We start from the raw sequence: 25,190 nt of genomic DNA, 5'->3' as shown, positions 1-25,190 counted from the left end.
CGTCGCCTCAGACAAGAGAACGCAGAGCTCCGTCGTACGGTGAAGCTTGCCCGCGATTCGATGGCGGCTATGGCTTTAAGGATGAATCGAGTGGTGAGAGAGGCTGAACGCCGTGTTGCCGCAGCTGATCGTCGGGCGGGAAATCGCGCCAGTTCGGCTGAGGTCGCTGGGCAATTTTGCGAGGAGCGCGTGACCGCTGCGACCGAGAAGGTCGTGCCCATACGCAGGCCTAACGCCAAAACAGACCTTTGATTCCCTCGAACGGATATTTCGATCTATGCGAACCTATCTATGAGCGAGAGCACTACGAGCGTACGGTTCGTGCAGCGCGCACGAGCCCCAGAAGTTGAGGCTGCAGCGCTAGCCGAAGGGTTCAGCCCCTTGCAGGCGCGGTTGCTTGCCGGGCGGCTGCCAGCTGGTGGTCGCCCATTAGCGAGCATTGTTCGACCGCGCGTCTCGGACTTGGATACGCCGGACGCGCTACCGGACATCGAACGGGCGGCGGATTGTATTGCAGATGCCGTGGTTCAGCGGCGGCCGATCGCTATCGTTACGGATCATGACGCCGATGGAGCTACCTCGCACGCCATTATCCGGCTCAGTCTGCTCGCATGGGGTGTCCCCCTGGAGCAGATCTCGGGCTTCATCTCACATCGCATGAGAGAGGGCTATGGGGTCACCCATGCGTTCCTCGAGCGCATCTTGCCGGAGCTGGGACCACGGACTTGCGTTATCACTGCGGACCAAGGGAGCGCGGACGAGGCGCGAATCGCGCGCCTGCGAGAGGCTGGTCATTGTGTCGTGGTCACGGATCACCACGGTGTGCCAGAAGAGGGGCCACCTCCTTCAGCGCATGCGGTGGTAAACCCCGTCCGTCGCGATAGCCAATTCCCTGACCAGGCAATTGCGGGCTGTCATACAGCGCTGTTGGTAATGGCTGCGGTGCGTGATCAGTTGATCGCTCGTGGCCTCCTAGGCGTCACGGCAACGCGCGTGTCCGATTTTCTCGATTTGTGCGCGGTTGGGACAATTGCGGATGCAGTATCGCTCGGATTGTCCCATAACAATCGTGTGATCATCCAAAGAGGGCTCCAGCTGATGAATGGCCAGCCGAGGCCATGCTGGCGAGCCATGCGTCGCGTCCTCGAGAAGCAGGGAGAGTGGACGGTCAGCGATATTGCGTTTCAAGTGGCGACCCGTATCAACGCTCGAGGGCGCTTGGGCGATGCCATGTTGAGCGTGGAGTTCCTAACTGCAAGCGATGAGAAGTTCGCCTATGAAATCGCGCTCGAACTGGACAGTAACAATCGCGAGCGCCGTTCGGTGGAGCGAGCCAATACGCAAATCGCTACTCGCGAGGCTCAACAGGCCGTTGCCCAGGGGCGCTACGGATTGTGCCTATGGTTGGGCGAGGAGGGCCATGCCGGAGTTCATGGTATTTCGGCGACCAGGATGGTCGAGCGATTCGGTCGCCCTACTATTTGTCTTTCGCCCGCTCCAGGCACTCCTGAGTTCGTTACTGGATCGATCCGAAGCACCGAGCGCGTGCACGTGCGTAACACATTGTCCACCATCCAGGCAAAATACCCAGGTCTGCTCATCAGTGGCGGTGGTCATGCCGGTGCTGGTGGATTGCGTGTGAGAAGGGATCAAGTGCCTCGTCTCGTCGATGCATGGGATGAATGCGTTCGCAACTGCTACGAAAACGCGCCAAGCCCTCAGGTCCTGGTCGACGGAGATTTGGATTGGCCCACGATGGAGACCGTGGAACAGATTCGTGCACTCGAGCCCTTCGGCCGAGGTTTCGAGCCGCCAGTGTTCTTTGGCGAATGGTGTATCCATACCGTGCGTGGGATCGGCGACGGTACGCATATCAAACTCACGCTAAGTCGTGGGCAGCGGTTCGTTGACGCCATATGGTTTGGCGCGAAGGACGCGGATGCGCCCTTGCCTGTGGCGGTTGGGCAGAGCCTGCGTGCGGCTTACGTGGTCGAAACTAACGTTTATCGAGGTATGAGCCGGCTGCAACTCCAGATCAAGGCGGTAGAAGGCGTCATTGCGGTCCGTCGAGAGAAGTCTGGGCTGGACTGAGGGCAATCGGCCAGAAGAGGGTGTGGTGGCATCGCTAGCGCGGGCTTTTCCACATGGCGCTACCAACAAACTCTACAATGAACCCAGCCAAGGCGAAGGGCGCCAGCTTTCCGTTCTCATCTTCCCATCCCTTCGCTTGGAAAGACAGCGCTGGCGTAACTCCTCTGCCTCATCAAAAAAGCTCGCATCTCCCAAACCGAGCTTTTTGAAGACAGCAGCTGATCGGGAGTACGAACCTTCAAAGGAAACTCCAGCGCGACGAAGCATCTCGGCAACTAAAATCGTAGCGGCAGCGGCTACGTCCGGCTCCGTAACAGTCTCAGCAGTCAGGTGATCTAATACGGTATGGAGGAGCAGATCTGGCTCGAAGTGCTCTAAAAATTCTTTGAGATCGCTGCCTCGCAGCCAGTTCCGAGCTTCCGCGATCGACTGCAAGACGTTGGGTGCAATGGCAGCCATTTTGCTAATCCACGCCGATCTAACTTCCTCGTCCGGCGCTAACTTGAGCAGGGCAGCCCAAGCCTCCGGAATGAATCCACCATTAGTTGCCAGCTTAATATCAAGAAGCACATCGAGAACGCTGGCCGCGTGCACTGGGTCCAGCCTCACGACGACTTCGGCCACGGCTCGGCCATTTTCGGAATATGTAAGGTCCTCCCAGGCCGCATCAAACATAGGCTGACCTGGGTCTAGCGCAACCTTTGCGACGACATCGCGCCACACAGACGCCCCGGAATGATGGGTACCGAGATACCACAAGGGTTGTGGTCGGCCAACGTAGATGCATATGCACGCGGACAAGAGCTCTGCGTCCATATATTCCAGCACCTTTTCCGCCCCATGTTGCAATCTTAGATCGCGCCCAAGGACCGCAGATTGAATTTCCTCGGCAACGTGCTTTCGCGTTAGTACCGCAGCCCTTAGCCATTTCGCATCTACCTTATCCTCCGTGATCTGTTCTATTAATACTTCCTTTTCCTCCCGGGATAGCTTGCTCCAGTGATCGACAAGGTCGGCCGCGACCCTAAGTCGAGAGGCCGTGCCAGGCAACATGATCAGCCGCCTGACAAGGTCGCCGCGTAAGGAAGGTTCCGACTCCGTGGCACAAATCAGAAGTTGGGTTACGCCAAGTCGAAAATCGCTAAGCAACTTCTTCGATGCCAAGCGCTCAATCCCTGCGATCCAACGCTCGCAAAGACGTACATACGCGGCACTGGAAATGTTTCCTATTGCGCGCTCAGCAACCTCGAATAGTCTGGGCTCGCTAAAAGCATATTCGAGGGGCAGGGCATCCAGAACAAGCGGGAGAATCTCGCCCCATATTACCCAGGGCTCCCCCCCTGTCTTGGCTGCACCCCTATTGAAAACGAGAAGCCGCTCAATCATTCCCGCGGCCATTACAGGCGTCCGTGCCTGCCTCTGCAAGCCTTCCAATAGCATCCGTTGCCGAGCCTCAGAACAATCCTGCCAACTCTCAATTACACCGACTAGCGTTGTGTGTGCAATCGAAGGGTGTCGCTCACCGAAGACCCTATCGAGGATTTCGCTGTCATCCTCTCTTGGCACGTCTAACCAGCAGGCTACAGCCTTTGCACGTATTAGAGCTTCGTCATAGCTGAGCAAGCGACCCATTGCCGCACGCGCGAGTTCGTGAGGCTCCCGCGTGAACAAGTCGAGGGCCTTCCACGCACGCTCTGGGCTAATGCCTACACCGTTGAGCGTGTTCAGTTCTTTTGCATCGCTTGTCGCATCACTATCTTCTGTTGTACGTAAAATGTCAGAAAGCAGAGTATCTGGGCTGACGTCGGGAACTATGACGGCTTCCCCGTTCCTCCACGTTACGTGAAGTTCCGAGTAGGCCGTTACCTTCCAAATCCAGCTCTGGAATTGCTCTGACTGATCTGACTTCCATTTGTGCAAGTTAGTGACTAGAAATTCGAAGCAGAGATCGCGAGTTGATGGATAAATTGAAGATAAGCCGGCGATCGCTTGCTCAGCAATGGCTTCCCTTCCGCTGTCGGTTCGAAATTGAAGCAAGATCCAATGGAGGCTACGGGCGGTGGAGCGTGAAGTTGCGGCGCTCAGACAAAACAAGCCCCTCTCTATGAATTTTAAAACCTGTTCTTTCGAGGAGCGAGTCGCGTCATCCAGCAAAATTTCTGCTGCGGACCGGTAGAATGGGTGCGTGAAATTCAGTGACGAGCTTCCACCCCAGGCAATGATTCTTCTTAGTTCGAGCTTATCAAGCTTTTCAACGTCATCCCCGTCCAGCGCGGCGATGCTTTGGTAATGAACCTCTGCATTCTTACTAGAGTCACTCAGTGGTCCGAGCGTGAGCGAGAAGCCGGGCGACACAATGAGACCAGGAAGACGTGAGCCGCCTTGTCCGAGAACATAGGCCAACTCTGTTTGAGAGACAGTTACATCTGGTTGAGTGCACACCGCTAGGCACGCCGCAATCGTCGCGACGCCTTCTTCTCTCCAAGCTTGCCCCAGTTCCGACGCTGTTTGCCTAGCCAGACGCTCTACCGTTGGCAAGTCGAGCGGTCCGACTATACGATCGACGCTAGCGGCCAAATGCGCTAGGCAGCCCGGCTCTAGGACTAGCTGCTCACTTTCCAGGGCGGAATACACCATTTTGGAGAGGTCGACAGGCACGTCGAAGCTAGCAGCGACCTCGTCCCAGATTTTTGCGAGAAACTGGCCGGTCGAGCCTGTGCAGTCGATCCAACGCCTGCCTGCCAACGTGATGTTGTTGAGAGAGTCGACGCGCAAAACCTCGAAAAGGATTTCTTGCGCCTGCGCGATAATGAGCTTCCGCCCGGGACCTAGCTTCGGTATCAATGACCGGATTCTATGTAGCTCTCTATGAGGGTCGGCGGCGGGATGTGCGCCGCCAAGGGGGTCATCGAGTAATACCACCCTGTGGCCTGCCGCAAAATCAAGTAGAAAACGTTCAGCGGCCTCCACACTGGAGGTGTGTCTGATCGCATACCCCTGCATGCCAAGCTCGGCCGTCAGCCAGCGCGCTGTAAACGTCTTTCCCGATCTTGGCGTGCCAGATAACAGGAGCACTGAATGCTTGGAGAGCTGGTCCAACCACTGCGTCTCGCAACCCCTTGAAACGTACTTGGGGGGGCGAATTGGTTCAGGCTTGATCTTCTCTATGGCGCCGCGGAACGATTCAAACGCGTCCGAGGCCTCGTTCTTGGCCAGCTTAACCACATCGCGCAGCACGTTAATGGAAGAATCGATTTCGTCGCCAGGGACGGAGAAGACTGATCGCAGCATGCGCTCGCAACGATCACGTACCGTTTCTTCGGTTGCTTGATCTGTGATCACAACCCGCCTCAGAGCCTTTGTGGCTTGCTGAGGACGTAGACCTTTAAGAAGCTGTTGCAAGTGGGCCCTTCTGCGACACTCGAGATCGGAGTCCTTTTTGGAGGCGTTCGCTTCCGAATCACTTATTGTGTTGATAAGCTTTATGGCTGCCTTCCGTGGCAGGCTCTTTAGTTCCTGGTACGCGCTTGCCCAGATATCGGACGCAAGGTATTCCGCCGAATCGTCATTGCAGCGACCACTAACTATGAAGTGCACAAACAGATCGTCGTTGCCAAGAAGCCTCTCTAACAAGCAGTTCTCGTCTTTAAGGCTTGGGAAGTGAGTGAGCCAGCTAGCTAGGTCTTCTAGCGTTACTCGCGACGATGAGCCCTTTATTTGGAGTTCGATCGCTTTTGGCGCGGCCCCTCCCAATCGCATCTCTGCGTCTTCTCCGCCTTCCTTCTCTACCCAGAACGTGACATCACAATGGCTATGAAAGGTCAACAATCGTTCTACGCAAACCAGATCTTGGAAGTCAAATTTTCTAGGTGCGACGATCGCTATGTTCATCGGGTATCACGTGGCCATTAGGATGGGAATCGCCCAGCACCCTACATAACACTCGCAAGCTTTGTCGAGGCAACCTTACGACCGTCTTGAAGATTTTTTTTGCCGCGGCGGTTGATGACCACTCCCGCATCGTCCGGGATTGGTGTTAAAGCGAAGTCTGCGCAGCAGAGTTCGTAGCTTGTGATGTGAACCTGCCGGAACGGCGGGACGACAAGCATGTCCGTTACTTATGAGCTGCTGAGCGTTTTGGGTGCCGTGCCCTGCGCTACCGGGATTCCACCGCTTTGAGCAGGCGGTCCTTCTCGGCGAGGGGCATCTTTTCGAAAGCGAGGATCAGGCGCGCTAACCGCTCGTCCTCGGCAAAGAGGTAGGCAGTGGGCACTGACAAGGCTGCGGCCAGCCGCTCAATTGTGGCCATGTCCGGCTCGTGGACACCAAGCTCATATCGGTTGATGCGTGCACTAGCCACGAACTGGTCCAGTCCTGCATGGATGCCAAGATCCTTCTGCGAAAGCTGGCTTGTCAGGCGTGCCTCCTTGAGGCGTCTCTGGAAGACCAGCCGGATGTCGGTCCGTCGCGACACGTCACAAGCCCCATCGGAAAATACCAAGGAGGTTCGTGACTTTGCCTTGCGCCGGATACTACGAGTTTCGTAGGATTGCGTGCAAGCAGCCCTTTCAACCTAGGCGTTCATCACGCATGCGGCTCGTACTTGACGACGACAGCGGCATTTCTATCCCGCTCAACGACTGCGTGCGAGCGGCTTGGGTACTTCAATACGATCGCGCAGCAAACACAGGCGGGATCGAGGGGTTTCAGGAGCGCCTTGCCTCGTGTTTCGCGGAAAGCTTGGCTGAGTGCCTGGACACCGACCTTAAGCCCCCAACCGATGCGCAGCTCAGGTACGCCACCAGCATTGCTCGAGAGCTAGGTATCGCCTTGCCCTCCGAGGCGCTGCGTTTTCGCGGCCCAATGGCGGAGTTCATCGATCGTTTCGCCGAGACGTTACGGCAGAAGCGTCGAGGGCATTCGGGGGGGCGGCCGGGGACGATGAAGGTCGCGGCTGTGCTTTCGTGCCTGGCCGGTGCTGTTTAGCCAAGGGAGCATCACGAGTGACAATCGTGACCAAGAGTGCGTTTGATGCGTTGCTGGAGGCGGCGAGGGCGCCTGGAGCAGACTCAGCGAAGGTGATGGCAGCGCAAGACGCAGTCTTCAAAGCGCTTCTGGAGCTGACTGTTTACGCGCATGTCCCCGCTGAGCCAGGTCCGCCTGATCGCGTCCGGTTCATCCAATTTGTTCGGCCGGACAACGGGCAGACGGTCCTGCCATTCTTCAGTGACTGCGAGCAAGCGGAAGAGGCTGCTGCAAGGACGGTAGGCATTGTCGCGATGACCGGCCGTCGTCTGCTCGAGCTAACGCGGGGCGCTACGTTACTGCTCAATCCCAACAGAGATCATGTGGCCTTGTATCCACCTGAGGTTAGCGCGGTGTTGGAGGGTCGCTCTTTGGGCCATTACACCCACGAAACCATAACGCAAGCGGAGCAAGTCGGGCTCTGCCCACCTTCCGTTCCCACGGACGCCTTGGTGCTGGCGCTCCAAAGGCTCTTCGCGCGCGAGCCAACAGTGCGGGCGGGTTCTACCCCGTTTCCACGGACGGTTTGATTAAGGCTGAAAACTCCCGGTCCCGCCTGGCGACTCTACGACGCATGCGCGGGTTGTGGAACCGCTCGAGGTAATCGAACAGGTCAGCACGCGCCTCGTTCCTCGTCCGGTAGCTGCGTCGGTACACCCGCTCGCGTTTGAGCACACCGAAAAAGCCTTCGCACGCCGCGTTGTCGGCGCAGTGTCCGACGTCGCTCATGCTGCAGACCAGAGCGTTGCCGCCCAGGAACTTCTGGTACGTACCGCTGATGAACTGGCCACCCCGATCGGAGTGCAGGATGAGCTCCGAACTTCCCTCCCGCTGCCACACGGCCATCTGGACCGCCCGCACGACCATGTGGCGATCCTGGCGGTGGTGCATCGACCAGCCGACCACGAGCTTGCTGTAAAGATCGACCACCACGCACACATAAAGCTTGCCTTCCTGGGTCACGACCTCGGTGATATCGGTGACCCACTTGGTTTCCGGTTCATTTGCATTGAAGTCGCGTTCGAGCCGGTTGATGACGCCGACCGGGCGAGAGCCCGGCTTGCCGCCGAACCGGCGCTTCCTGCGTCGTGGCCAACCTTGCAGACCCTCGCCGGCCATCAACCGCGCCACCCGGTTGAGGCTGACGTGCTCGCCCTCGTCGCCGAGGTCCTCGTGCATGCGAGGGGCGCCGATCACGCCCTTGCTGTCCTCATGGATCTCCCGAATGCGCTCCAGCAGGCGCGCATTCGCCTGTGCCCGTGGCCCCGGCTTGCGCCCGGCCCAGGCGTAGAAACCACTGGTTGAAACTTCCAGGCAGCGGCACATCATCCCGACGGGATAGTCGCTGCGGCAGCGCTCAATCACCGCGTACCGTTCGGTGATTGCTTCGCGAAGTACGCTGCCGCGTCTTTTAAAAAATCTCGTTCCTTCGTGACTCGTGCTAGCTCGCGCTTGAGGCGAGCCAGCTCCTCGTCGCGAGGCGTGCCGCCGCCGGGGAACGCCTTGCCCCCCTCGCTCTCCGCCTCGCGCACCCAACGGGTGAGCATGTTGGGGTTGACCCCGACCTCCAGGGCGATCTGGCGGCAACTCGACTTCGATCGCCGGACCAGCTCGACGAGCTCCCGCTTGTACTCGGGGCTGTAACGCTTGCGCTTCGACATGGACACTCCTTTGGCCCAGTATGAGCCTTAGTGAAAGTGTCCGCAGAATCGGGGTAGAACCCGTTCCATGTAGGCGACACACTCTTCCGCCGCGAGATCTCTCGATAGCGTTTCAGCGTGCGCCTTCCAGTCATCCGGCCAATCGTTCCGAGCCAGGTCCCGGATGTCCCGCTGGAGCGCGAGCGTGTGCGGTGAAACCTTCCAGTGCACACGCCCAAGGTGGTAGCTGAGGCTTCCGTCCTTCACTACAAAGGCGTTTTCCGGCGTGCCGTCGGCGATGCGAATGACGCCCTTTCGCGCTAGACCGAACAACGCCGACCTGAAGCGATAGGTGGGCTCAAAGGGGATCGAGCTCGCATCGAATGGCGCCAAGGTCCAAGTCGAGTGATTCATGTCACTCGCGCGTAGCAAGGCCAACAGGCAGGCAGCTTCGGCCAAGGACAACTCGGCCGCCTCAAACGGGCTTTGGCGTAACGGTGGAAACGTCGATAGCTCACGATGAATAAAAGCGTGCCTGTCTGGACTGCTGCCGGTTCCGTAGACATCATCCTAAGCTAACTGGCTCTGCTGCTCGAACTGCATGGGGCTGATGTAACCCAGCGTCGAGTGTCGTCGCCGGGGGTTGTAAAAGCGCTCGATGTAATCGAACACGTCAGCCTTCGCTTCAGCACGGTTGCGATAGACCTTCCGGTCGGTGCGTTCGGTCTTGAGCGTCTTGAAAAAGCTTTCCATCGCCGAGTTGTCCCAGCAGTTGCCCGACCTGCTCATGCTGCAGGTGATGCCCAGTTCGCCGAGCAAGCGCTGGAACTGATCGCTGGTGTATTGGCTGCCCTGGTCGGAGTGATGCAAGAGAGCATCGGGCTGGCCTCGACGCCAGATCGCCATCATCAGCGCATCGGTCACCAGCTGCGTGGTCATCTGCGCCTGCATCGACCAGCCCACGGCACGTCGCGAGTAGAGGTCCAGCACCACCGCGATGTAGAGCCAGCCTTCGGCCGTCCACAGATGGTGAAGTCGGCCACCCACTTCTGGTTGGGTGAGGCCGCCTCGAACTGGCGATCGAGCAGATTGGGCGCAGGAGCCGCGCCAGATCGTTCGCCCCGGTCGACCGGCAGCCCTCGGCGTCGTGGCCGCGCCCGCAAGGCTTGGGCGCGCATCAGACGCTCGATTCGGTGCAGGCCACATGGATGACCCGCCTCCAGCACATCACGCCAAACCCGGCGGGCGCCATAGGTGCGGTCGCTATCGAGAAAACTCTGGCGGATCTGCTGGCCCACCATCTCGTCGCTCAAGCTGCGGCGGCTGCGCGGGCGCGCCAGCCATGCGTAGAACCCGCTGCGGGAGACACCGAGCGCCCCGCACATCATCCCTACCGGCCAGGCCCCTCGGTGCTTCGCCACGAAGCCGAACTTCATGTCGACTCCTTGGCGAAATAGGCCGCGGCTTTTTTCAGGATGTCGCGCTCCATCCTGAGCTTGGCCACCTCCTTCTTTAGGCGGGCAATCTCCGCCTGCTCGGGCTTCATCTGCCCCTGCCCGGGAAACGCATGCTGCGGATCACCCGCCAGCTCCCGTACCCACTTGCGCAACACGTTCTCGTGCAGATCCAGGTCGCGTGCCGCCTGGGCTACCGCTACGCCACGCTCTCTGACCAGTCGTACGGCCTCGCGCTTGAACTCGCTACTGAATGTCCGCCTTGTCGCCATGGACCACCTCCGGCTTCATCATCACACCTAAACTCGGTGTCCGTGAAACCGGCAGCAGTCCACTCTGATCTCATCCTGGGTAGCCCACTGCATTCGAATGCAGACTCCTAACGGCAGGACACCATCGATCACCGCTAAGGTGATCATAAGGTGGCAACTATAACCTTCGCTCGCATGACCATCACGCTAGATCGTGCGCCTGCTGCCGCCCTGACAGAGGCGCTCCATGAGATCCCCCGCCCCCGTCTGGGCGATCGGCCGCGCCGCGCCTTTGTCGCCAAGGCGTTCGCCTCGACGTTCGGACGGCTGGAGAATCAGCTTTGCGACCCAGGAGGACTACCGACGCACGGCATCCACCGCGTGCTGGTTTGTCGTCCGAATCACCGACTCGGCAACACGGTGCTGATCAGCCCCCTGATCGCGGAAATCGAGGCACTGTATCCGGGAGCACAGATCGACCTCGTCGGCTCCGAAGCTGCCGCGAGCCTTTATTCGCCGCGCTTTTCCGTTCATCGGCTATTCGTTCTCTCCCGGCGGATCGCACGCCACCCCGTGGCCAGCGCAGGTCTGCTGCGCGATTTGAGATCGGAACGCTATGATCTTGCGATTGACCCGTGCGATGGCTCCCAATCGGGGCGGTTGGTGCTGGCGCTGGCAAAGGCGCGTTTCAAGATTGGCTTCCCCGATCGGCTGGCGAACCCCTTTTCGGCATGGCATAGACGGGTTTGGCCTCAGCATCTTGCACATCGTGGTGTCTTCCTGCTGCGCACGGCGTATGCCGGGACGACCAGTCCTGGCTATCCGCCTCTCGACATGGGTCTCTCGCTGCATGAAAGGACAGAAGCGTCCGCCGTACTGGCACGCTTACGTGGTAGCCCCTGCGGCACTGGGCACGGCCTGGTCGGCATTTTTACTAATGCGACAGGAGCCAAACGCTTTGGCCAGGCGTGGTGGAATGAGTTCATCCCGACTTTCGAGCGCCTGGCACCCGGGGTGCAGCTCGTGGATCTGGTGGCGGCCCATGGCCGCTCGGATCTCGCCGGACGTTTCCCTTCCTTCTACACGCAGAATATTCGTCGCCTCGGAGCGCTGATCGCTGGTCTCGATGGGTTCATCAGCGCCGACTGCGGCGTGATGCACCTAGCGGCAGCAAGCGGTACACCGACCCTGGGCCTTTTCTCCACAACCGACCCTGGCAAATACGCGCCGTATGGAGAGCACCATGGCTTCGTGCGGACGCGCGAGATGGATGTCGCCGGAGTCGCATCCAAGGCGGCCGCATGGTTTGCGAGCGCCCGTTCCAGTCGGGCCGCGTGCGCAGCGGAAAGCCGCGTCGACCCTTGACCGGCATCCCCGTGCCTGAATGGCCCAGGCAAGAGAAAGGAGCAGGAAAGCTCGGGTGACTAACCTGCCTCACGAAGCAAAAGACGTGAGATCCGATGAGCCCGACCCGATGGACCATTCTTTGCGATTTCGACGGCACTGTTTCGGTCGAGGATGTCATCGACTCCCTGCTTGACCGTTATGGACGCCCTGGCTGGGAGCAACTGGAAGAAGCCTGGCGTGCGGGCCAGATCGGCTCGCGTGTCTGCATGAGCGGGCAGGTGGGGCTGCTGGACATGAGCCAGGGCGACCTGGATGAACACCTCGACGGCATCCGGATCGATCACGCCTTTGCGCATTTCGTGGCCGAAGCGCGTGCGTTGGGTGTGCCCATCGGCATCGTCAGCGACGGCCTGGATTACGCGATCGAACGCATCCTTCGGCGGCATGGCCTCGATGGCCTGCCGGTGGCAGCCAACCATCTGGCGCCTGGCGTACCGCCACAGCGATGGCAGCTGAGCTCACCCTTCCAGGCCGCCGGTTGCCGCAGCGGGACGTGCAAATGCGCCCGCGTCGAGCAGGCCCGCGTCGACGGCGCGCACAGGACGCTGTTGATCGGCGACGGCGCGTCCGACTTCTGTGCCGCCGACCGCGTCGATTTCGTGTTCGCCAAGCACCGCCTGGTCGAACACTGCCGCGCCGCCGGCATCCCGTACGTGCCCATCACCGGCTTCGAGGATGCGCTGGAAATGCTGCCTGCGCTGCTCGAGGGCAACCTGGCCAGCCACCACACCTTGCCCGTCCCCGCGGGCGCACCCGCCTGACGTCCCCTGGAAACCCATGAACGCATTCGACAAGCACACCGCCCTGGTGATCGACGACGCGCAACTGCTCGCCGACGAAGCGCAGTACAGCTCCTTCGGCGACACCGTTCACTACGTCGACCCACCGAAGATCTTCCGCCGCTGCGAGGGCAGCTGGATGTACGACAGCGCGGACGTGCCATTCCTTGACCTGCAGATGTGGTACTCGGCGGTCAACTTCGGCTACGGCAATCCGCGGTTGAACGACACGCTCAAGCGCCAGGTCGACCTGCTGCCGCAGGTGGCCAGCCAGTATTTGCACCAGAGCCGCATCGAGCTGGCCAAGACCATCGCGCTGGACGTCGAGGGCAAGTTTGGCCGCAAGGGCCGTGTGCATTTCAACGTCGGCGGTGCGCAGGCGATCGAGGATTCCCTGAAGATCGTGCGCAACGCGCGCAACGGCAAGAGCCTGATGTTCGCCTTCGAGGGCGGCTACCACGGGCGCACGCTGGGCGCCTCGTCGATCACTTCCAGCTACCGCTACCGCCGCCGCTTCGGCCACTTCGGCGAGCGTGCCATGTTCATTCCATTTCCGTATCCGTTCCGCCGCCCCAAGGGCATGACGCCGGAAGAGTATTCGGACGCCTGCGTGCGCCAGTTCGCGCGCCTGTTCGAGACCGAATACAACGGCGTGTGGGATCCGAAGGTCAACCAGGCCGAATACGCCGCCTTCTACGTCGAGCCGATCCAGGGCACTGGCGGCTACGTGATCCCGCCGGCGAACTTCTTTCGCGACCTGAAGAAGGTGCTCGACCAGTACGGCATCCTGCTGGTCGTCGACGAGATCCAGATGGGTTTCTGGCGCACCGGCAAGCTGTGGTCGATCGAGCATTTCGGCGTGACGCCGGACGTGCTGGTGTTTGGCAAGGCGCTGACCAACGGGCTCAATCCGCTGTCCGGCCTGTGGGCGCGCGAGGAGCTGATCAATCCCACCGTGTTTCCGCCCGGCTCCACGCATTCGACGTTCAACTCCAATCCGCTGGGCACCTCGCTAGGCCTGGAGGTGATCCGGATGGGCTACGAGCTCGACTACGAAACCAGCGTGCCGGCCAAGGGCGCGCACTTCCTCGACGGCCTGCGCGACCTGCAGAAGCGCCACAAGGAAATCGGCGACGTCGACGGTCTCGGCCTGGCGCTGCGCGCGGAGATCTGCACCGAGGATGGCTTCACGCCGAACAAGGCGCTGCTCGACCGCATGGTCGACATCGGCCTGGCCGGCGATCTCGAACACAACGGCAGGAAGACCGGCCTCGTGCTCGACGTGGGCGGCTGGTACAAGAACGTGATCACGCTCGCGCCCTCGCTGGACATCACGCACGAGGAAATCGACCTGGCGATCGCGTTGCTCGATCAACTGCTGACCAAGGCCAAGCGACTATAAGCCGCAGCAATAAGCGGCCCCCGCATGGCGGAGCCATCGTTGCCGGACGTTGATACGACCCACCATGCAAGGCCCGCAGGAGGATTCGCATGAATACCGAAGTTTCCCCGAATATCCCCTCCGATGGCGATGTCGGCGCAAGGGTTATCGGCATGATCGCCAAGCAGGCCAAAGTCGATCCGGCCATGGTGACGCCTGCATCGCCGCTCAAGGATCTTGGCGTCGAATCGCTGGAGGCCATCGAAATGATCTTCGACATCGAAGAGGCGTTCGACATCACCTTTCCCGACAGCGGAACCGACCTCAACAGCGATACCGTCCAGCATCTCATCAACGCCGTACAGGCCGCTCTGTCCGCCAAAACGCCGTCCTCGGAAGGCGCCGCGTGAACCTGCCGATGTCCCGTCGCGTGGCCATCACCGGCATGGGTGCGGTCAGCGTCTTCGGCGTAGGCGCCACGCCCCTGTGGGCGGCCTTGCGTGAAGGCCGCAGCGGCATCGCCGCACTGCGTCATCCCGAAGCGTCGCGCCTGCGCGTGCGCGTGGCGGCCCAGGTGCCGGAGGATTTCGATCCTTCGGCGCACTTCGATGAACGCGTGCTGCCGATGCTCGACCGCACGACGCAGCTGGCGATGATCGCGGCGCGCGAGGCCATCAGCCAGTCCGGCCTGGATTTCCGCGCGGCGGACCTTGGGCTTCGCACCGGGGTCGTGGTCGGCACGGGCGTCGGTGGCGAGATTACCCAGGACGAGCAGAGCAAGCGGCTGTATGGGGAGAATGCGCAGCGGTTGCATCCGCTGACCATCGTGCGTCTGATGATCAACGCACCGGCCAGCCAGATCAGCATCGAGCATGGCTTGCGCGGCCCGGCTTTCGCCGTCTCCAGCGCCTGCGCCTCGACCAACCACGCCATCGCCCAGGCGGCGCAATTGATCCGTTGCGGCCAGGCGGACGTGGTGGTTACCGGCGGCACCGAGGCCTGCCTGAGCTATGGCGCGCTGCGGGCGTGGGAGGCCATGCGGGTGCTGGCCGACGACACCTGCCGACCGTTCAGCGCCACCCGCCGCGGCCTGGTGCTGGGGGAGGGTGCCGGCATCTTCGTACTGGAGTCCATGGATCATGCACGCGCTCGCGGCGCCACACTGCTGGGCGAGCTGGCCGGCGTGGGCATGAGTGCCGACGCGGCAGACATCGTCGCGCCCGATGCGCGCGGCAGTTCCGCGGCCATGGACCGGGCGCTGGCCGATGCCGGCTTGGCACCCGAAGACGTCGACTACATCAACGCCCATGGCACCGGCACCCCGGCCAACGATCCGACTGAAACCCGCGCCATCCGGCTCAGCTTTGCTGCGCACGCCGAGCGCCTGGCGATCTCATCGACCAAGTCGATGCACGGCCACGCGCTCGGTGCTTCCGGCGCGCTGGAACTGGTTGCGGTGCTGGGCGCCTTGCGCGAAGGCGTGGTGCCGCCAACGGCCAACTTCGAACGCGCCGACCCGGCTTGCGATCTCGACTACGTGCCCAATGTGCCGCGCCAGATGGCCGTGCGCGTCGCGCTCAGCAACTCGTTCGCGTTCGGCGGGCTCAACGCCGTGCTGGCGGTCAGGCAGGCCTGACCGACGGTCCCAAGCCATGCCCTATCTGTGCCAACTCGAACCGGACGTGCTGCTGGAGCAGTTCCTTGCGCATCCACCCGTGGACTTTGCCACGGAGCATGCACCGGGCAGCATGCCCACCTTCCGTGCGCCGTTCGATCTGCTGACCACCGCGGACGAGGGGCTGCGACGGCGCATCACCGCCTTGCCGCTGTATCGCATGTGGGGGCGATGGTTGCGCTGGCGCACGCGTTTTGCCGGCTGCACAGTGACCGAGTACACCCCGCTGCCGGCGCAGCTGCCGCCGGCGGAACTGGCGCGGGAACTGAAGCGGCGCCATGGCCGCGAAGGTGCCCTGTTCATTGTCAAGGACATCGCCCACGATTCACCCTTGCTCGACGGCGCGGCAAACGCGCATGCGAATGCCTTTGCCAGCGCCTGCGAGTCGCTCGGCTTCGTGGTGCTCGAAGGCCTGCCGCTGGCCTGGGTGCCAATCGACTTCGCCTCGGAGGACGACTACCTGGCGCGCCGCTCGGCCGCGCGGCGCAAGGACATCCGCCGCAAGCTCAAGGCCCGCGCCGGCCTCGATATCGACCTGGTTCCTACCGGTGCGCCATGCTTCGAGGATCCCGAGTGCCTGGCCAGCTTCTACGCGCTCTACCGCGCCGTGCATGCGCAAAGCGAGATCCACTTCGACCTGCTGAGCGAAGCGTTTTTCCGTGGTGTGCTGCAATCGGCCGACGGCGGTGGCGTGGTGTTCTGCTACCGCCATGCGGGGGAGCTGATCGGCTGGAATCTCTGTTACGAGTTCGGCGGCAAGCTGGTCGACAAGTACGTGGGCTTTGCCTATCCGCAGGCACGCAAGCACAACCTCTATGTCGTGAGCTGGATGCACAATCTTGCCTATGCCAGGTCGCGCGGCTTGAGCCATTACGTGGCCGGCTGGACCGATCCGGTGATCAAGGGCCAGCTGGGCGCGCGGTTCACCAGCACGCGCCATGCGGTCTACGTGCGCAACCCAGTGCTGCGTGTGCTATTGCGCCGCATGGCACATCGTTTCGAAAGCGAACCGGCGAGTGCCGCCAAGGCCGATGCATGACACGGCCGGTCGTGCTGGACATGGACCATTCGGTCGGCCCCCTGGCCGATCGGCTGGTGGTTCCTCTCGAACACTGGCAGGAGACGTTGCGGTTCGGTTGCTCCCTAGCCGCGCTGCGTCGTTTCAGCCAGGGACTGGACGAGGTGCTGCCATCCACGTGCGGCACGGTGATGCTGGGCAGCGGCGATTTCCACCACCTGAGCTGGCCGCTGATCGCCCGCGTCGCCCGAACGCAGCGGCGGTTCCAGGTCGTGGTGCTGGACAACCACCCGGACAACATGCGCTATGCGTTCGGCGTGCACTGCGGCTCGTGGGTGCGGCGGGTCGCCTTGTTGCCCCAGGTCAGCCACGTCCACGTGCTCGGTATCAGCTCGACGGATATCGACCGGCGACACGCCTGGGCGAACTATCTGTCACCCCTGCGGCAGGGACGCGTGAGCTACTGGAGCGTCGGCGTGGATGTCGGCTGGGCGCAGCGTGCGGGCCTGGCGCACGCCATGCGCGGGTTCGACAGCGCCGACGATCTGGTCGCCACCTTCGGTGAGCAACAGCGCACGGCGCCGCAGCCAACCTATCTGTCGATCGACAAGGACGTGTTCGCCCAGGACGTCGCCCGCACCAACTGGGACCAGGGCAGCCTGCGGCTGCAGCACGCCGTCGAGCTTATCGGCAGCCTGCGCGGCGGGCTGGTCGGCAGCGATATCACCGGTGAGATCTCGGCGTACCGCTACCGCAGCTGGTGGAAGCGGCGGCTCTCGGCGATGGATGCGCAGCCGACCATCGATGAGCGGGAGCTCGCCCGATGGCAAGGCCAGCAACACGTGCTCAACGAGCACCTGCTGGCCGCCATCGACCGTTGTCCCGGCGCGAGCCAGAAGCCGGGGCGATAGCGGCCGGTCGGGTTGCAAAGGTTCGTGCCGGCGGTGCCACTTTCCGCTGATGTCAAAAATCGGCCCGCCTCGTTCGATCGAGCCCGTCAATCCTTGTCGTTGTCGATCGAGTTTTCGAGGATGTGCCCGTCCTTCGCATCCACGCCCACTTCATGCGTCACTCCTTTGGCCACGATGTCGAACGAATAGCGCAGGCCACTGCCACCTTTTTCCTTTTCCAGTTCTTCCTTCGCAATGGTGCCCGGGAAGGTCTTGAGGGCGATGGCGCGAGCCTCGGTTTTGGTGATCTGCGCGTGCATGGCGTGCTTGCCCTGGTTGGGCGTAGCGGCCAAGGCGGCGGTGCTGAGTGCGAGCGAGGAGGCGATGAGGATCCACTTGCGCATGACGTTCTCCTGAGTTGTGGAAGCGTGCCCCGGTGCATCCGGGCATCGACAGAATCGGGCATGGGACTTACCTCGCGCTTATCCCGGGCTTTCGCGGCATCATCGGTTCAGCGGGCGGTGCGTTCGATGGTTTGCGCGATCTGCTCGAAGGTTGCATCGTCCAGCCAGGGACTGTTGCTGACGGTCAGGGTGCTTTGCGCGAAGGCGCGTGCGCGGGGCATCGGCGCCTGCGGCACCCGGTCGGCGAGGTAGGCATAGTCGGGCAGTGCATGCACGAACAACTGGCTGACGCCGACGCCAGCACGCCACAGGCGCGCCAGTACGGCATCCCGATGCCGCGGGTCGCGCAGGCGTACCAGGAAAAAAGGCCACGTCCCTTGCGCACCAGCGGCATCTTCAAACACTTCGATACCGTCGATGCCGCGCAGGCGGGGAAGTCGCGCGCGGGCCTGGGTGGCAAGCGAGGCGAGAAAGCCCGGAAGACGTCTCGAAGCGTGCGCGCCGACCGCGCTACGCCAAACGCCCACACGGTGGAACGGTAGGGACAGTGGAAACCGGTCACCCACGGCCGCCTCCGCATCACCGCGCTTGAGTGCGGCACGCAACGGCATCCCATACGCTACGCTCAATCCGCGTGGTCGATACAACAGGGCCAAGCCCAGCAGCCCCACGCATCGGCGAAGCTCCCAGCCCGGCTTCTCCGGCACGTTCTCATGCGCATACTGCAGTTCTTCGCGCAGGTCCGGGTCGCGGCTGACAAGCAGGCCACCCTCATAGATCGACAAGCCCTTGCCGGCAGCCAGGCTGAAGAATCCCAGGTCGCCACGCAGGCCCACGCTCGCGCCGCGGTCGCGTGCGCCCAATGCCTGCGCAGCATCCTCGATCACGTAGGCGCCTGCCGTGCGGGCGGCCGCCAGCGCAGCGTCGACGTCGGCCACGCGGCCGGCCAGGTGCGTCGGCACGACGGCCAGTGTGTCCTCCCGGCAGGCCCGCGCAAGCGCGTGCGGATCCATGTCGTAGTGGCCCGGGCGCAGGTCGCACAGGCGCATGGACAGGCCGGCGGCGTGCACCGCCATGGCGACCAGCGGACAGGTGTAGGCCGGCAGTACCACCACCGTGCGCTCGCGCGCACGTGCCTTGAGCACGCGAAGGGCGAGCAGCAGGGCGGCGGTGCCCGAACACTCCAGCTGCAGCCGTGGCGTGCCCAGTTGGGCGGTTATCCGTTCGGCCAGATCCGCACGCCGCGGGATCAGGTCGCGCAGGTGCAGCGGCAGACCGGCGGTCGGGGGGATTTCATGCCAGCGTGCCGGTGGCAATGTGCTCACCTCGGTCCGGCAATCCGGCCTGTTGCCGGAACGCCAGGCGCGCTATCCGACTCGGCCAGGCCCAAGCAGACGATGCCGGCGACGATCGCCACGGCGCCAAGCACGCGGGACAGGCTGAGCGGCTCGTGGAACAGCCACACCGACAGCAACATCACGCTCACCACTTCCAGATGCGACGCGGCGAACGCAGGCCCGATCGGCGCGTGCTTGAGCAGGCTCATCCAGGTAAAGAACGCCCCCAGATACCCGATCACCGCGCCATACACCCACGGCTGGCCGAAAACCCGCAGCAGCCAGGCCAGGCTGGCGCTCACTGGCAGCGCGTGCGTTCCGGCGAACTTGAACGACACCTGCGCCAAGGTGTCGAACGCCATCAGCAGCAGGAAGCCGGCCACATAGAAGCGCCTCATCCACCCGCTCCCACGATCGCCACGCCCAGGCTCACCAGCAGGATTCCTGCCACGCGCAGGCGGGTCAGCTTTTCGCCGAACAGCCAGCGCCCGGCAAGCATGATCGCCACGATGTTGATCGAGCCCAGCAGCACGCCCTTGGACAGCGGCACCAGCGACAGGAAGGCGATCCACAGCAGGAACTCGACGACGTAGCAGCCCACGCCCAGCCACAGCCACGGCCGGCTGGCCATGTGCCGCCAGCGTGCCAGGCCATCACCTGCCTCGGGGGCACCTGCCGCCGCCTTGAAGGCGAGTTGGCCGGTGGTATCCACCAGCACGTTCGCCAGCCACAGGGCGAGGATCGGTGGCGGCATGTCAGGCGGCCGAGCGCAACGGTTGACCGGCGGCGACCGTGTCGAAGAAGCGGGCCGATCGTTCGATCAAGGTGCGCCGCTCCTTGTCGATGGTGATCATGTGGTAGCTGTTCCTGAGCAGCAGCAGTTCGGCCGGCGCGCTCACGCTGCGCACCACCAGTTCGGCATTCCGCACGCTGGCCACGTCGTCCTCGCTGGCATGCGCCACCAGGCACGGCGAGGTCACCTGCGGCAGCTGGCGGCGTACCTGCACGGACAGCTGGTGCAGATCGGCCAGCGCGTGCCACGGGTTGCCAAGCAGGCCTGCGATGGTGCTGTCGCCCGAATGCATCGCCGCACTGATCTGTCTGCGCAGCCGCTCGTCACGCAATCCATAGGGCGGCTGTTCCAGGAACACGCGCGAGCGGCCCAGTCCCAGTTTCTTGACCAGCGGCAGCAGGAAGGACAGCCGCGCCGTCCACGGGATGCTCCAGCCGTCATAGCGGAACGTGGCGCCGTACACGCCCACGCCGGCCACCCGGGAGGGCCGGTCGGCGGCCAGCTTCAGGGCCAGCAGCGCGCCCATCGACAGGCCGCCGACGAACAACTGGTCGACCCTGGCCAACATGGCGTCGGCGGCCTGCTCCACGCTGGCGTACCAGTCGCGCCAACCGGTCGACAGCAGGTCGTCGGTATCGCCGCAGTGGCCGGCCAGTTGCATGCCGTGCACGGTGAAACCGGCGCTGTTGAGGCCCTTGCCGAGCAGGCGCATCTCCATCGGCGTGCCGGTCAGCCCGTGGATCAGCAGCACGCCACGGCGGTCGCCTTCGAGAAAGAAATCGGTTTGCCGTATCACGCCATCACTCCGCAACGGAAGACGTCGAGCCTGGCAGCGGCCGGTTTCCCGGAGCTTTCGACCGGCTGCCGAATTGCACCAGGACGCGCTGGCCCACGCGCGGCGGGGGTGCGGTGTCCAGCACAAGCACGCATTCGACCGTGCGCGAATTGGCCCGGAGCTGTGGATCGTCCTCCAACGAAGAAGGACCGACGATCGATCCCGTGCGCAATACGTGGGCCGGCCACGCGGCGGCGTCGCTCTGGCCTTCGACTCTCACCAGGGCGGGCATGCCAACGGTCACCTTGCCGGCGTAGGCCTCGCTCAGGTCGGCGCGAACAATGCGCGGCGTGCGCGGCAGCAACACGAACAGCGCGCCGGGCTGCATGGACACGCTGGCGCCGGCCTGGGCGGTTACGCGGACCACGTCCGCATCGATCGGCGCCTTCAGCGTGCGCTGCGCCAGTTCGAAGCGGGCTGCCGCACGTTTCTGTTCCGCCAGCGCCACGCTGGCGCGCATCGCAGTCCGTTGCGCAGCCAGTTCGACGGCTGCGCCCTGCGCATCATCCGCACTCTGGCCGTCGCCCGCGCCCGCACGGGCGGCGGCGGCGAGCCGATGGGCATGCTGCTTCGCGCCGGCAAGCCTGGCCTCGACCAGCGCAAGCTGGGCGCGGGCCTGGTCCAGTTCGGCCTGTGCCGACGCGAGGGCAATGCGGGCGGGCTCGGTTTCCAGTACGGCCAGGACCTGACCGCGGCGGACCTGCTCGCCCTCGTGGGCATCGATTTCCACCAGCCTGCCGTCACCCGGCGCACCCAACCGCAACAGTCCGCCCTCCACATCGATGCGCCCCCGTGCCACCGCAGCGTATGCGGGGGCGGGGGGCGTCGCGACCGGATCGGCGTGACGGCTGCATGCGACCAGCAGCCATGGCGTCAGCAGCCATGCCACCGGCAGCACGATCAACCGGAGCCGACGGGTGCTGGAAAGCGACATCATGATGGGGTTCCTAGGTGGGGCGCAGGGGAGGCGGACACGCGCCGGTCGCTCAGGATGCGACCGTCTTCCATGGCAAGGACGCGATCGGCATGGCCGATGAGGCGGGGGTCGTGGCTTACGCACAGCACGGTGGTGCCGTGGGTACGGGCGATACGATGGAGGATGTCGATGATGGTCTGGCCGCTGGCCGCATCCAGTGCACTGGTGGGTTCGTCGGCAAACAGCAATTGGGGTCGCTTGGCGAGCGCCCGGGCGATCGCGACGCGCTGCTTCTCGCCGCCGGACAGTTCCGCCGGCTTCAGGCCCATGCGGCGGGCCAGGCCAACTTCCTCCAGCGAGTGCACGGCGCGCGCGCGCGCCCGCTCCCGCGACAATCCCAGGTAATGCAAGGGCAACTCCACCTGCTCGCGCGCGTTCAGCGCGGGAAAGAGGTTGAACCCCTGGAACACGAAACCGGTGTGACGTAGCCGGAAACCTTCCAGCTGACCCCGATCGAGTTGTCCGAGCTCGCTATCGAGCGCAAGCACCCGGCCTGCGTCGACGTTCTGCAGGCCGCTGAGTATCGCCAGCAGGGTGCTCTTGCCGCAGCCGGAAGGTCCGGAGATCAGGGTCAGCTCGCCTGCCTCGATCGACAAGGAGAGCCCATCGAGCACTTGCGTACGCACGCGGCCGGAAACGAAGGCCTTGGCGACATTCTCCGCCCGCAACGTCACCACCGACGGGTGCGCGCTGGCATTCATCGCAGCAAACTCGCCGGATCGGCCCGGCGCAAACTGCGGATGGCCGCCAGGCCGGATACGCCTGCCAGGCCCATCGCGAGCACGACACAGGCCAGCGTCACCGGGATATCCAGCACCACCGGTACGTCCTGTCCTCGTGCAAGGGCGAGCAAGACCGCGCCGAGCACGGTGGCGCCCAGCAGTCCGAGCGCGCCGACCCAGAAGGCCTGTTCGAGTACCACCCAGCGAAGCGCGCCCACGCCCACGCCGAGCGCGTTGAGCGTGGCGTATTCGCGCACCGAGCCGGCGACCGCGGCCACCAGCGTCTGGCTGGTGATCACGGCGCCGACCAGGAACACGATCCCGGCCAGGAACAGCACGCCCGCACCTGCACCGGTATCGAGCATCCAGTACAGCACCGAGCGGCGCGCGAACCCCTGCGCTGTCCACACCTCGTAGGGGCCGAACGCGCCGTCGCCGCGCAGCCGCGCGGCCACCGCGCCGGCCTGTGCCGGATCGCGCAGGCTCGCCACCCAATAGGTCGGCCGGCCGCCATCGGCCGGATCGGTATCGAGCTCGCGGGCGGTGGCCAGCGAGCTGACCACGTTGACTCCGCCCAGCGCACGCAGGCCGCTGCTGACGCCAACCACGCGTACCGTGTGCCCGTTGATGGCGGCGGTGCCGCCGATGGCGACGCCAAGCTTGTCGATATCGGCGCGGTCCACGATGACCGCGTCCGGCTCCTCCAGGCGTGCGCGCAGGGCAGGCGGCAAGGCGTGGGCGAACATCAGCCCAGCGGACTGCGGGTCAATGCCCGAGACGAACACCGACTCGCCGCCGGTGTCGGCGTGGCCGCGCCAGTCCGCGTCCAGCCAGATGAACGGCTCGACCTTCGCGACCGCAGGATCCATCAGAACGCGAGCCTCGACGTTGGGGTCGATGGCCCGCCCCAGGTTGACGCTCTGGGTCCCCGGATAGCCAATCCACAGGTCGGCCGCCGAGCCGGTGATGTAGACGCTGGCGCTGCCAAAGATGCCCAGCACCAGCGCCGCCTGCAGCAGCTGCAGCAGGCCGGCGAAGCCGACCGCGAGAATCGCCGGCAGGAAGCGCCGCCATTCGTGCACCAGCGTCTTGCGGGCCAGGGCGACCATCAGTCGCGCTCCTGCGTCCGTTCGGACGGATCGCCCGCGGGCAGCGGTGCACCGCCCAGCGCCTTGAACAGCGCCACGAACGCCAGTCCATGGCTGGCGCGTGCCTGGACCTGTGCCAGTGCCGCCTGGTCGCTTGCAATGGCGCTCTCGGCCTGGTCCATCGGTCCGGCCAGCTTCAACGCGGCGCGGCGCGCCATGACGTCGTCCGCGTGACCGAGTGCCGCCGCGGCCTCGGTGCAATGGCGTTCGTACTCCGCCTGGCGGCGCAACCGCCCGAGCGCCGTCTCGACCTCGGCAACGCCCTGCAACACCGTCTGCCGGTAGGCCAGCACGCTTGCCTTGAGCTCGTGTTCCTTGGCGTGCGCCTGGGCCGCCCGCATGCCCCAGTCGAACAGCGGAATGTTGATGACCGGACCGATCGAGGCCACCGCATTGTCGTCCGTGGGCCGATGCGCCTGCAGGCTGGTCGACCAGATCAGCGAGCCGCCGAGGGCCAGGCTGGGGTACCGGTTGGCGCGCGCCAGCCCGGCCTCGCCGGCGGTGCGCAGGACCTCGGCCTGGGCATGCAGGATTTCCGGACGTGAGCGCAGCAGGTCCGCCGGCAGGCTGTGCAGGCGCCAGGCGCCGAGCGTGGGCATCGGCGCGGCCTTGAACCACGCGGGGTCCGGTTCGGCCTGGCCGAGCAGGGTCGCCAGTTGCTGGGCGCTGGCATCGATCGCGTCGCGCGGTTCGACCAGGGCCGCGTCCGCCTGGGCGAGCGCGGCCCGGGCACGGTCGACATCCTGCGCGCCGGCCAGCCGCAGGCGCTGGCGCGTCTGGAGCATGAGGTATTGCTGGCGACGCATGTCGCGGATCCGGGTCAGCCATTGCTCCTGCTGTTGGGCAGCGCGCAGGTCGAGCCAGTCACGGGTGACTTCGGCGACCAGCGACACCCGTGCTGCGCGCAGATCGGATGCCGCGGAGTCGAGATCGCCGCGCGCCATGCGCCGTTCGGCCGTGCCACGTCCGAAAAGATTCAGCTCCCACAGCGCATCGAAACCCGCCACGAAGAACGAAGCGCTCGCGTCGGGATCGGGCACGTCTTCGGTCTTCGCGCGCAGTTGGGGCAGGAACTGCGCGCCTGCGGTGCGATGCAGGGCGCGGGCCGCTTCCAGGCGCTCCATGGCCTGGGCGACATCCAGGTTGTCGGCCAGGGCCCGGTCGATCAGGGCGTTCAATGAGGCGTCGTGGAAGGCCCGCCACCACCCCCGCAGGTCCGTAGGTGCTGCGGGCGTTGCCGATGGCGGTGCCTGGCGCCAGTGCGTGGGTACAGGCGGATGCAGCTCGGGCAGGGGCAGGGTGCTGCAGCCGGCCAGGGTCGCCAGCAGGGCGCCAAGTGCCCATCGGCGCAGGGGGTGCCCGAT

The 25,190-nt window shown here is 63.8% G+C and carries 22 protein-coding genes and 1 pseudogene; 9 read left to right on the top strand and 14 right to left on the bottom strand.

The genetic code is table 11. The features are described 5' to 3' along the window. The first annotated feature begins 462 nt into the window (after positions 1-462). Complete coding sequence (locus RHOOR87_RS0100765; protein ID WP_051357911.1) at positions 463-2,091, top strand: DHH family phosphoesterase; 1,629 nt, start codon at positions 463-465, stop codon at positions 2,089-2,091. 72 nt (positions 2,092-2,163) lie between these two features. Here RHOOR87_RS0100765 and RHOOR87_RS20165 read toward each other — a convergent pair whose 3' ends face one another. Together RHOOR87_RS20165 and RHOOR87_RS0100755 are read right to left on the bottom strand one after the other, a co-directional pair. Continuing rightward, positions 2,164-5,982, bottom strand: a complete 3,819-nt coding sequence (locus tag RHOOR87_RS20165) for a hypothetical protein (protein ID WP_007508546.1) — start codon at positions 5,980-5,982, stop codon at positions 2,164-2,166. Positions 5,983-6,247: 265 nt separating this feature from the next. After that, positions 6,248-6,592 carry a helix-turn-helix transcriptional regulator gene (locus tag RHOOR87_RS0100755; RefSeq protein ID WP_007508544.1) on the bottom strand — a complete coding sequence of 115 codons (345 nt, stop codon included), beginning with the start codon at positions 6,590-6,592 and terminating at the stop codon, positions 6,248-6,250. Between the two features lie 580 nt (positions 6,593-7,172). Here RHOOR87_RS0100755 and RHOOR87_RS19670 point away from each other — a divergent pair. After that, complete coding sequence (locus tag RHOOR87_RS19670; RefSeq protein ID WP_231381697.1) at positions 7,173-7,646, top strand: SseB family protein; 474 nt, start codon at positions 7,173-7,175, stop codon at positions 7,644-7,646. On the opposite strand, the gene RHOOR87_RS0100745 is transcribed toward RHOOR87_RS19670, so the two are convergent. The 3 genes and pseudogenes from RHOOR87_RS0100745 to RHOOR87_RS18885 all read right to left on the bottom strand — a co-directional run bounded on the left by RHOOR87_RS0100745 (position 7,621) and on the right by RHOOR87_RS18885 (position 10,482). Continuing rightward, a protein-coding gene (locus RHOOR87_RS0100745; protein ID WP_100224864.1) for an IS3 family transposase occupies positions 7,621-8,777 on the bottom strand; the annotation gives its coding sequence in 2 pieces (ribosomal slippage) (positions 7,621-8,528 and positions 8,528-8,777; 1,158 coding nt in all). The genes RHOOR87_RS19670 and RHOOR87_RS0100745 overlap by 26 nt on opposite strands. 27 nt (positions 8,778-8,804) lie before the next feature. Then, positions 8,805-9,215, bottom strand: coding sequence for a hypothetical protein (locus tag RHOOR87_RS0100735; RefSeq protein ID WP_155950893.1), 411 nt, complete (start codon positions 9,213-9,215; stop codon positions 8,805-8,807). Between the two features lie 111 nt (positions 9,216-9,326). Then, a pseudogene (locus RHOOR87_RS18885) lies at positions 9,327-10,482 on the bottom strand (IS3 family transposase). A 174-nt stretch (positions 10,483-10,656) separates the two neighbouring features. Here RHOOR87_RS18885 and RHOOR87_RS0100720 point away from each other — a divergent pair. The 7 genes from RHOOR87_RS0100720 (at position 10,657) to RHOOR87_RS0100690 (ending at position 17,632) form a co-directional block, all read left to right on the top strand. Next, entirely contained in the window at positions 10,657-11,826 is a 1,170-nt protein-coding gene (locus RHOOR87_RS0100720) for a glycosyltransferase family 9 protein (protein ID WP_007508536.1), read from the top strand. A gap of 95 nt (positions 11,827-11,921) precedes the next feature. Further along, the gene (locus RHOOR87_RS0100715; RefSeq protein WP_027483954.1) at positions 11,922-12,629 is read left to right on the top strand and encodes an MtnX-like HAD-IB family phosphatase; all 708 of its coding nucleotides are present in this window, start codon (positions 11,922-11,924) and stop codon (positions 12,627-12,629) included. 16 nt (positions 12,630-12,645) lie between these two features. Then, a complete protein-coding gene (locus RHOOR87_RS0100710; RefSeq protein WP_007508534.1) occupies positions 12,646-14,049 on the top strand; it encodes an aminotransferase class III-fold pyridoxal phosphate-dependent enzyme in 1,404 nt (467 codons plus the stop codon). An 89-nt stretch (positions 14,050-14,138) separates the two neighbouring features. Continuing rightward, the gene (locus tag RHOOR87_RS0100705; protein ID WP_050980801.1) at positions 14,139-14,438 is read left to right on the top strand and encodes a phosphopantetheine-binding protein; all 300 of its coding nucleotides are present in this window, start codon (positions 14,139-14,141) and stop codon (positions 14,436-14,438) included. 8 nt (positions 14,439-14,446) lie between these two features. Beyond that, positions 14,447-15,664, top strand: a complete 1,218-nt coding sequence (locus RHOOR87_RS0100700) for a beta-ketoacyl-[acyl-carrier-protein] synthase family protein (RefSeq protein ID WP_100224874.1) — start codon at positions 14,447-14,449, stop codon at positions 15,662-15,664. A gap of 16 nt (positions 15,665-15,680) precedes the next feature. Then, complete coding sequence (locus tag RHOOR87_RS0100695) at positions 15,681-16,742, top strand: GNAT family N-acetyltransferase (RefSeq protein ID WP_007508531.1); 1,062 nt, start codon at positions 15,681-15,683, stop codon at positions 16,740-16,742. Beyond that, the gene (locus RHOOR87_RS0100690) at positions 16,739-17,632 is read left to right on the top strand and encodes an arginase family protein (protein WP_007508530.1); all 894 of its coding nucleotides are present in this window, start codon (positions 16,739-16,741) and stop codon (positions 17,630-17,632) included. The genes RHOOR87_RS0100695 and RHOOR87_RS0100690 overlap by 4 nt, the downstream gene beginning before the upstream one ends. A gap of 86 nt (positions 17,633-17,718) precedes the next feature. Here the strand turns inward: RHOOR87_RS0100690 and RHOOR87_RS0100685 are convergent, their stop codons facing one another. The 9 genes from RHOOR87_RS0100685 to RHOOR87_RS0100645 all read right to left on the bottom strand — a co-directional run bounded on the left by RHOOR87_RS0100685 (position 17,719) and on the right by RHOOR87_RS0100645 (position 25,004). Further along, entirely contained in the window at positions 17,719-18,015 is a 297-nt protein-coding gene (locus RHOOR87_RS0100685) for a PepSY domain-containing protein (RefSeq protein WP_007508529.1), read from the bottom strand. A gap of 107 nt (positions 18,016-18,122) precedes the next feature. Beyond that, positions 18,123-19,331 (bottom strand): DegT/DnrJ/EryC1/StrS family aminotransferase, encoded by a 1,209-nt coding sequence (locus RHOOR87_RS0100680; RefSeq protein WP_043292096.1) that lies wholly within the window; start codon positions 19,329-19,331, stop codon positions 18,123-18,125. Positions 19,332-19,336: 5 nt separating this feature from the next. Next, positions 19,337-19,750 carry an EamA family transporter gene (locus RHOOR87_RS0100675; protein WP_007508527.1) on the bottom strand — a complete coding sequence of 138 codons (414 nt, stop codon included), beginning with the start codon at positions 19,748-19,750 and terminating at the stop codon, positions 19,337-19,339. Beyond that, the gene (locus tag RHOOR87_RS0100670) at positions 19,747-20,106 is read right to left on the bottom strand and encodes an EamA family transporter (protein WP_007508526.1); all 360 of its coding nucleotides are present in this window, start codon (positions 20,104-20,106) and stop codon (positions 19,747-19,749) included. Before RHOOR87_RS0100670 ends, RHOOR87_RS0100675 begins: the two co-directional genes overlap by 4 nt. A gap of 1 nt (position 20,107) precedes the next feature. Then, on the bottom strand, positions 20,108-20,941 hold the full coding sequence (locus tag RHOOR87_RS0100665; protein WP_007508524.1) for an alpha/beta fold hydrolase: 834 nt from the start codon (positions 20,939-20,941) through the stop codon (positions 20,108-20,110). A gap of 4 nt (positions 20,942-20,945) precedes the next feature. Further along, complete coding sequence (locus RHOOR87_RS0100660; protein WP_007508523.1) at positions 20,946-21,917, bottom strand: HlyD family efflux transporter periplasmic adaptor subunit; 972 nt, start codon at positions 21,915-21,917, stop codon at positions 20,946-20,948. Further along, positions 21,914-22,657: an ABC transporter ATP-binding protein gene (locus RHOOR87_RS0100655; protein WP_007508521.1), complete on the bottom strand. Its 744-nt coding sequence runs from the start codon at positions 22,655-22,657 to the stop codon at positions 21,914-21,916. Before RHOOR87_RS0100655 ends, RHOOR87_RS0100660 begins: the two co-directional genes overlap by 4 nt. Beyond that, complete coding sequence (locus RHOOR87_RS0100650) at positions 22,654-23,787, bottom strand: ABC transporter permease (protein WP_007508519.1); 1,134 nt, start codon at positions 23,785-23,787, stop codon at positions 22,654-22,656. The genes RHOOR87_RS0100655 and RHOOR87_RS0100650 overlap by 4 nt, the downstream gene beginning before the upstream one ends. Next, positions 23,787-25,004, bottom strand: coding sequence for a TolC family protein (locus RHOOR87_RS0100645; RefSeq protein ID WP_007508517.1), 1,218 nt, complete (start codon positions 25,002-25,004; stop codon positions 23,787-23,789). Before RHOOR87_RS0100645 ends, RHOOR87_RS0100650 begins: the two co-directional genes overlap by 1 nt. Positions 25,005-25,190 lie beyond the last annotated feature (186 nt).

It is taken from the genome of Rhodanobacter sp. OR87, assembly GCF_000473345.1.
In the GTDB taxonomy this organism is placed as follows: domain Bacteria; phylum Pseudomonadota; class Gammaproteobacteria; order Xanthomonadales; family Rhodanobacteraceae; genus Rhodanobacter; species Rhodanobacter denitrificans.
Note: the sequence above shows the minus strand (reverse complement) of the source record. Positions and strands in the feature narration are given on the sequence as shown.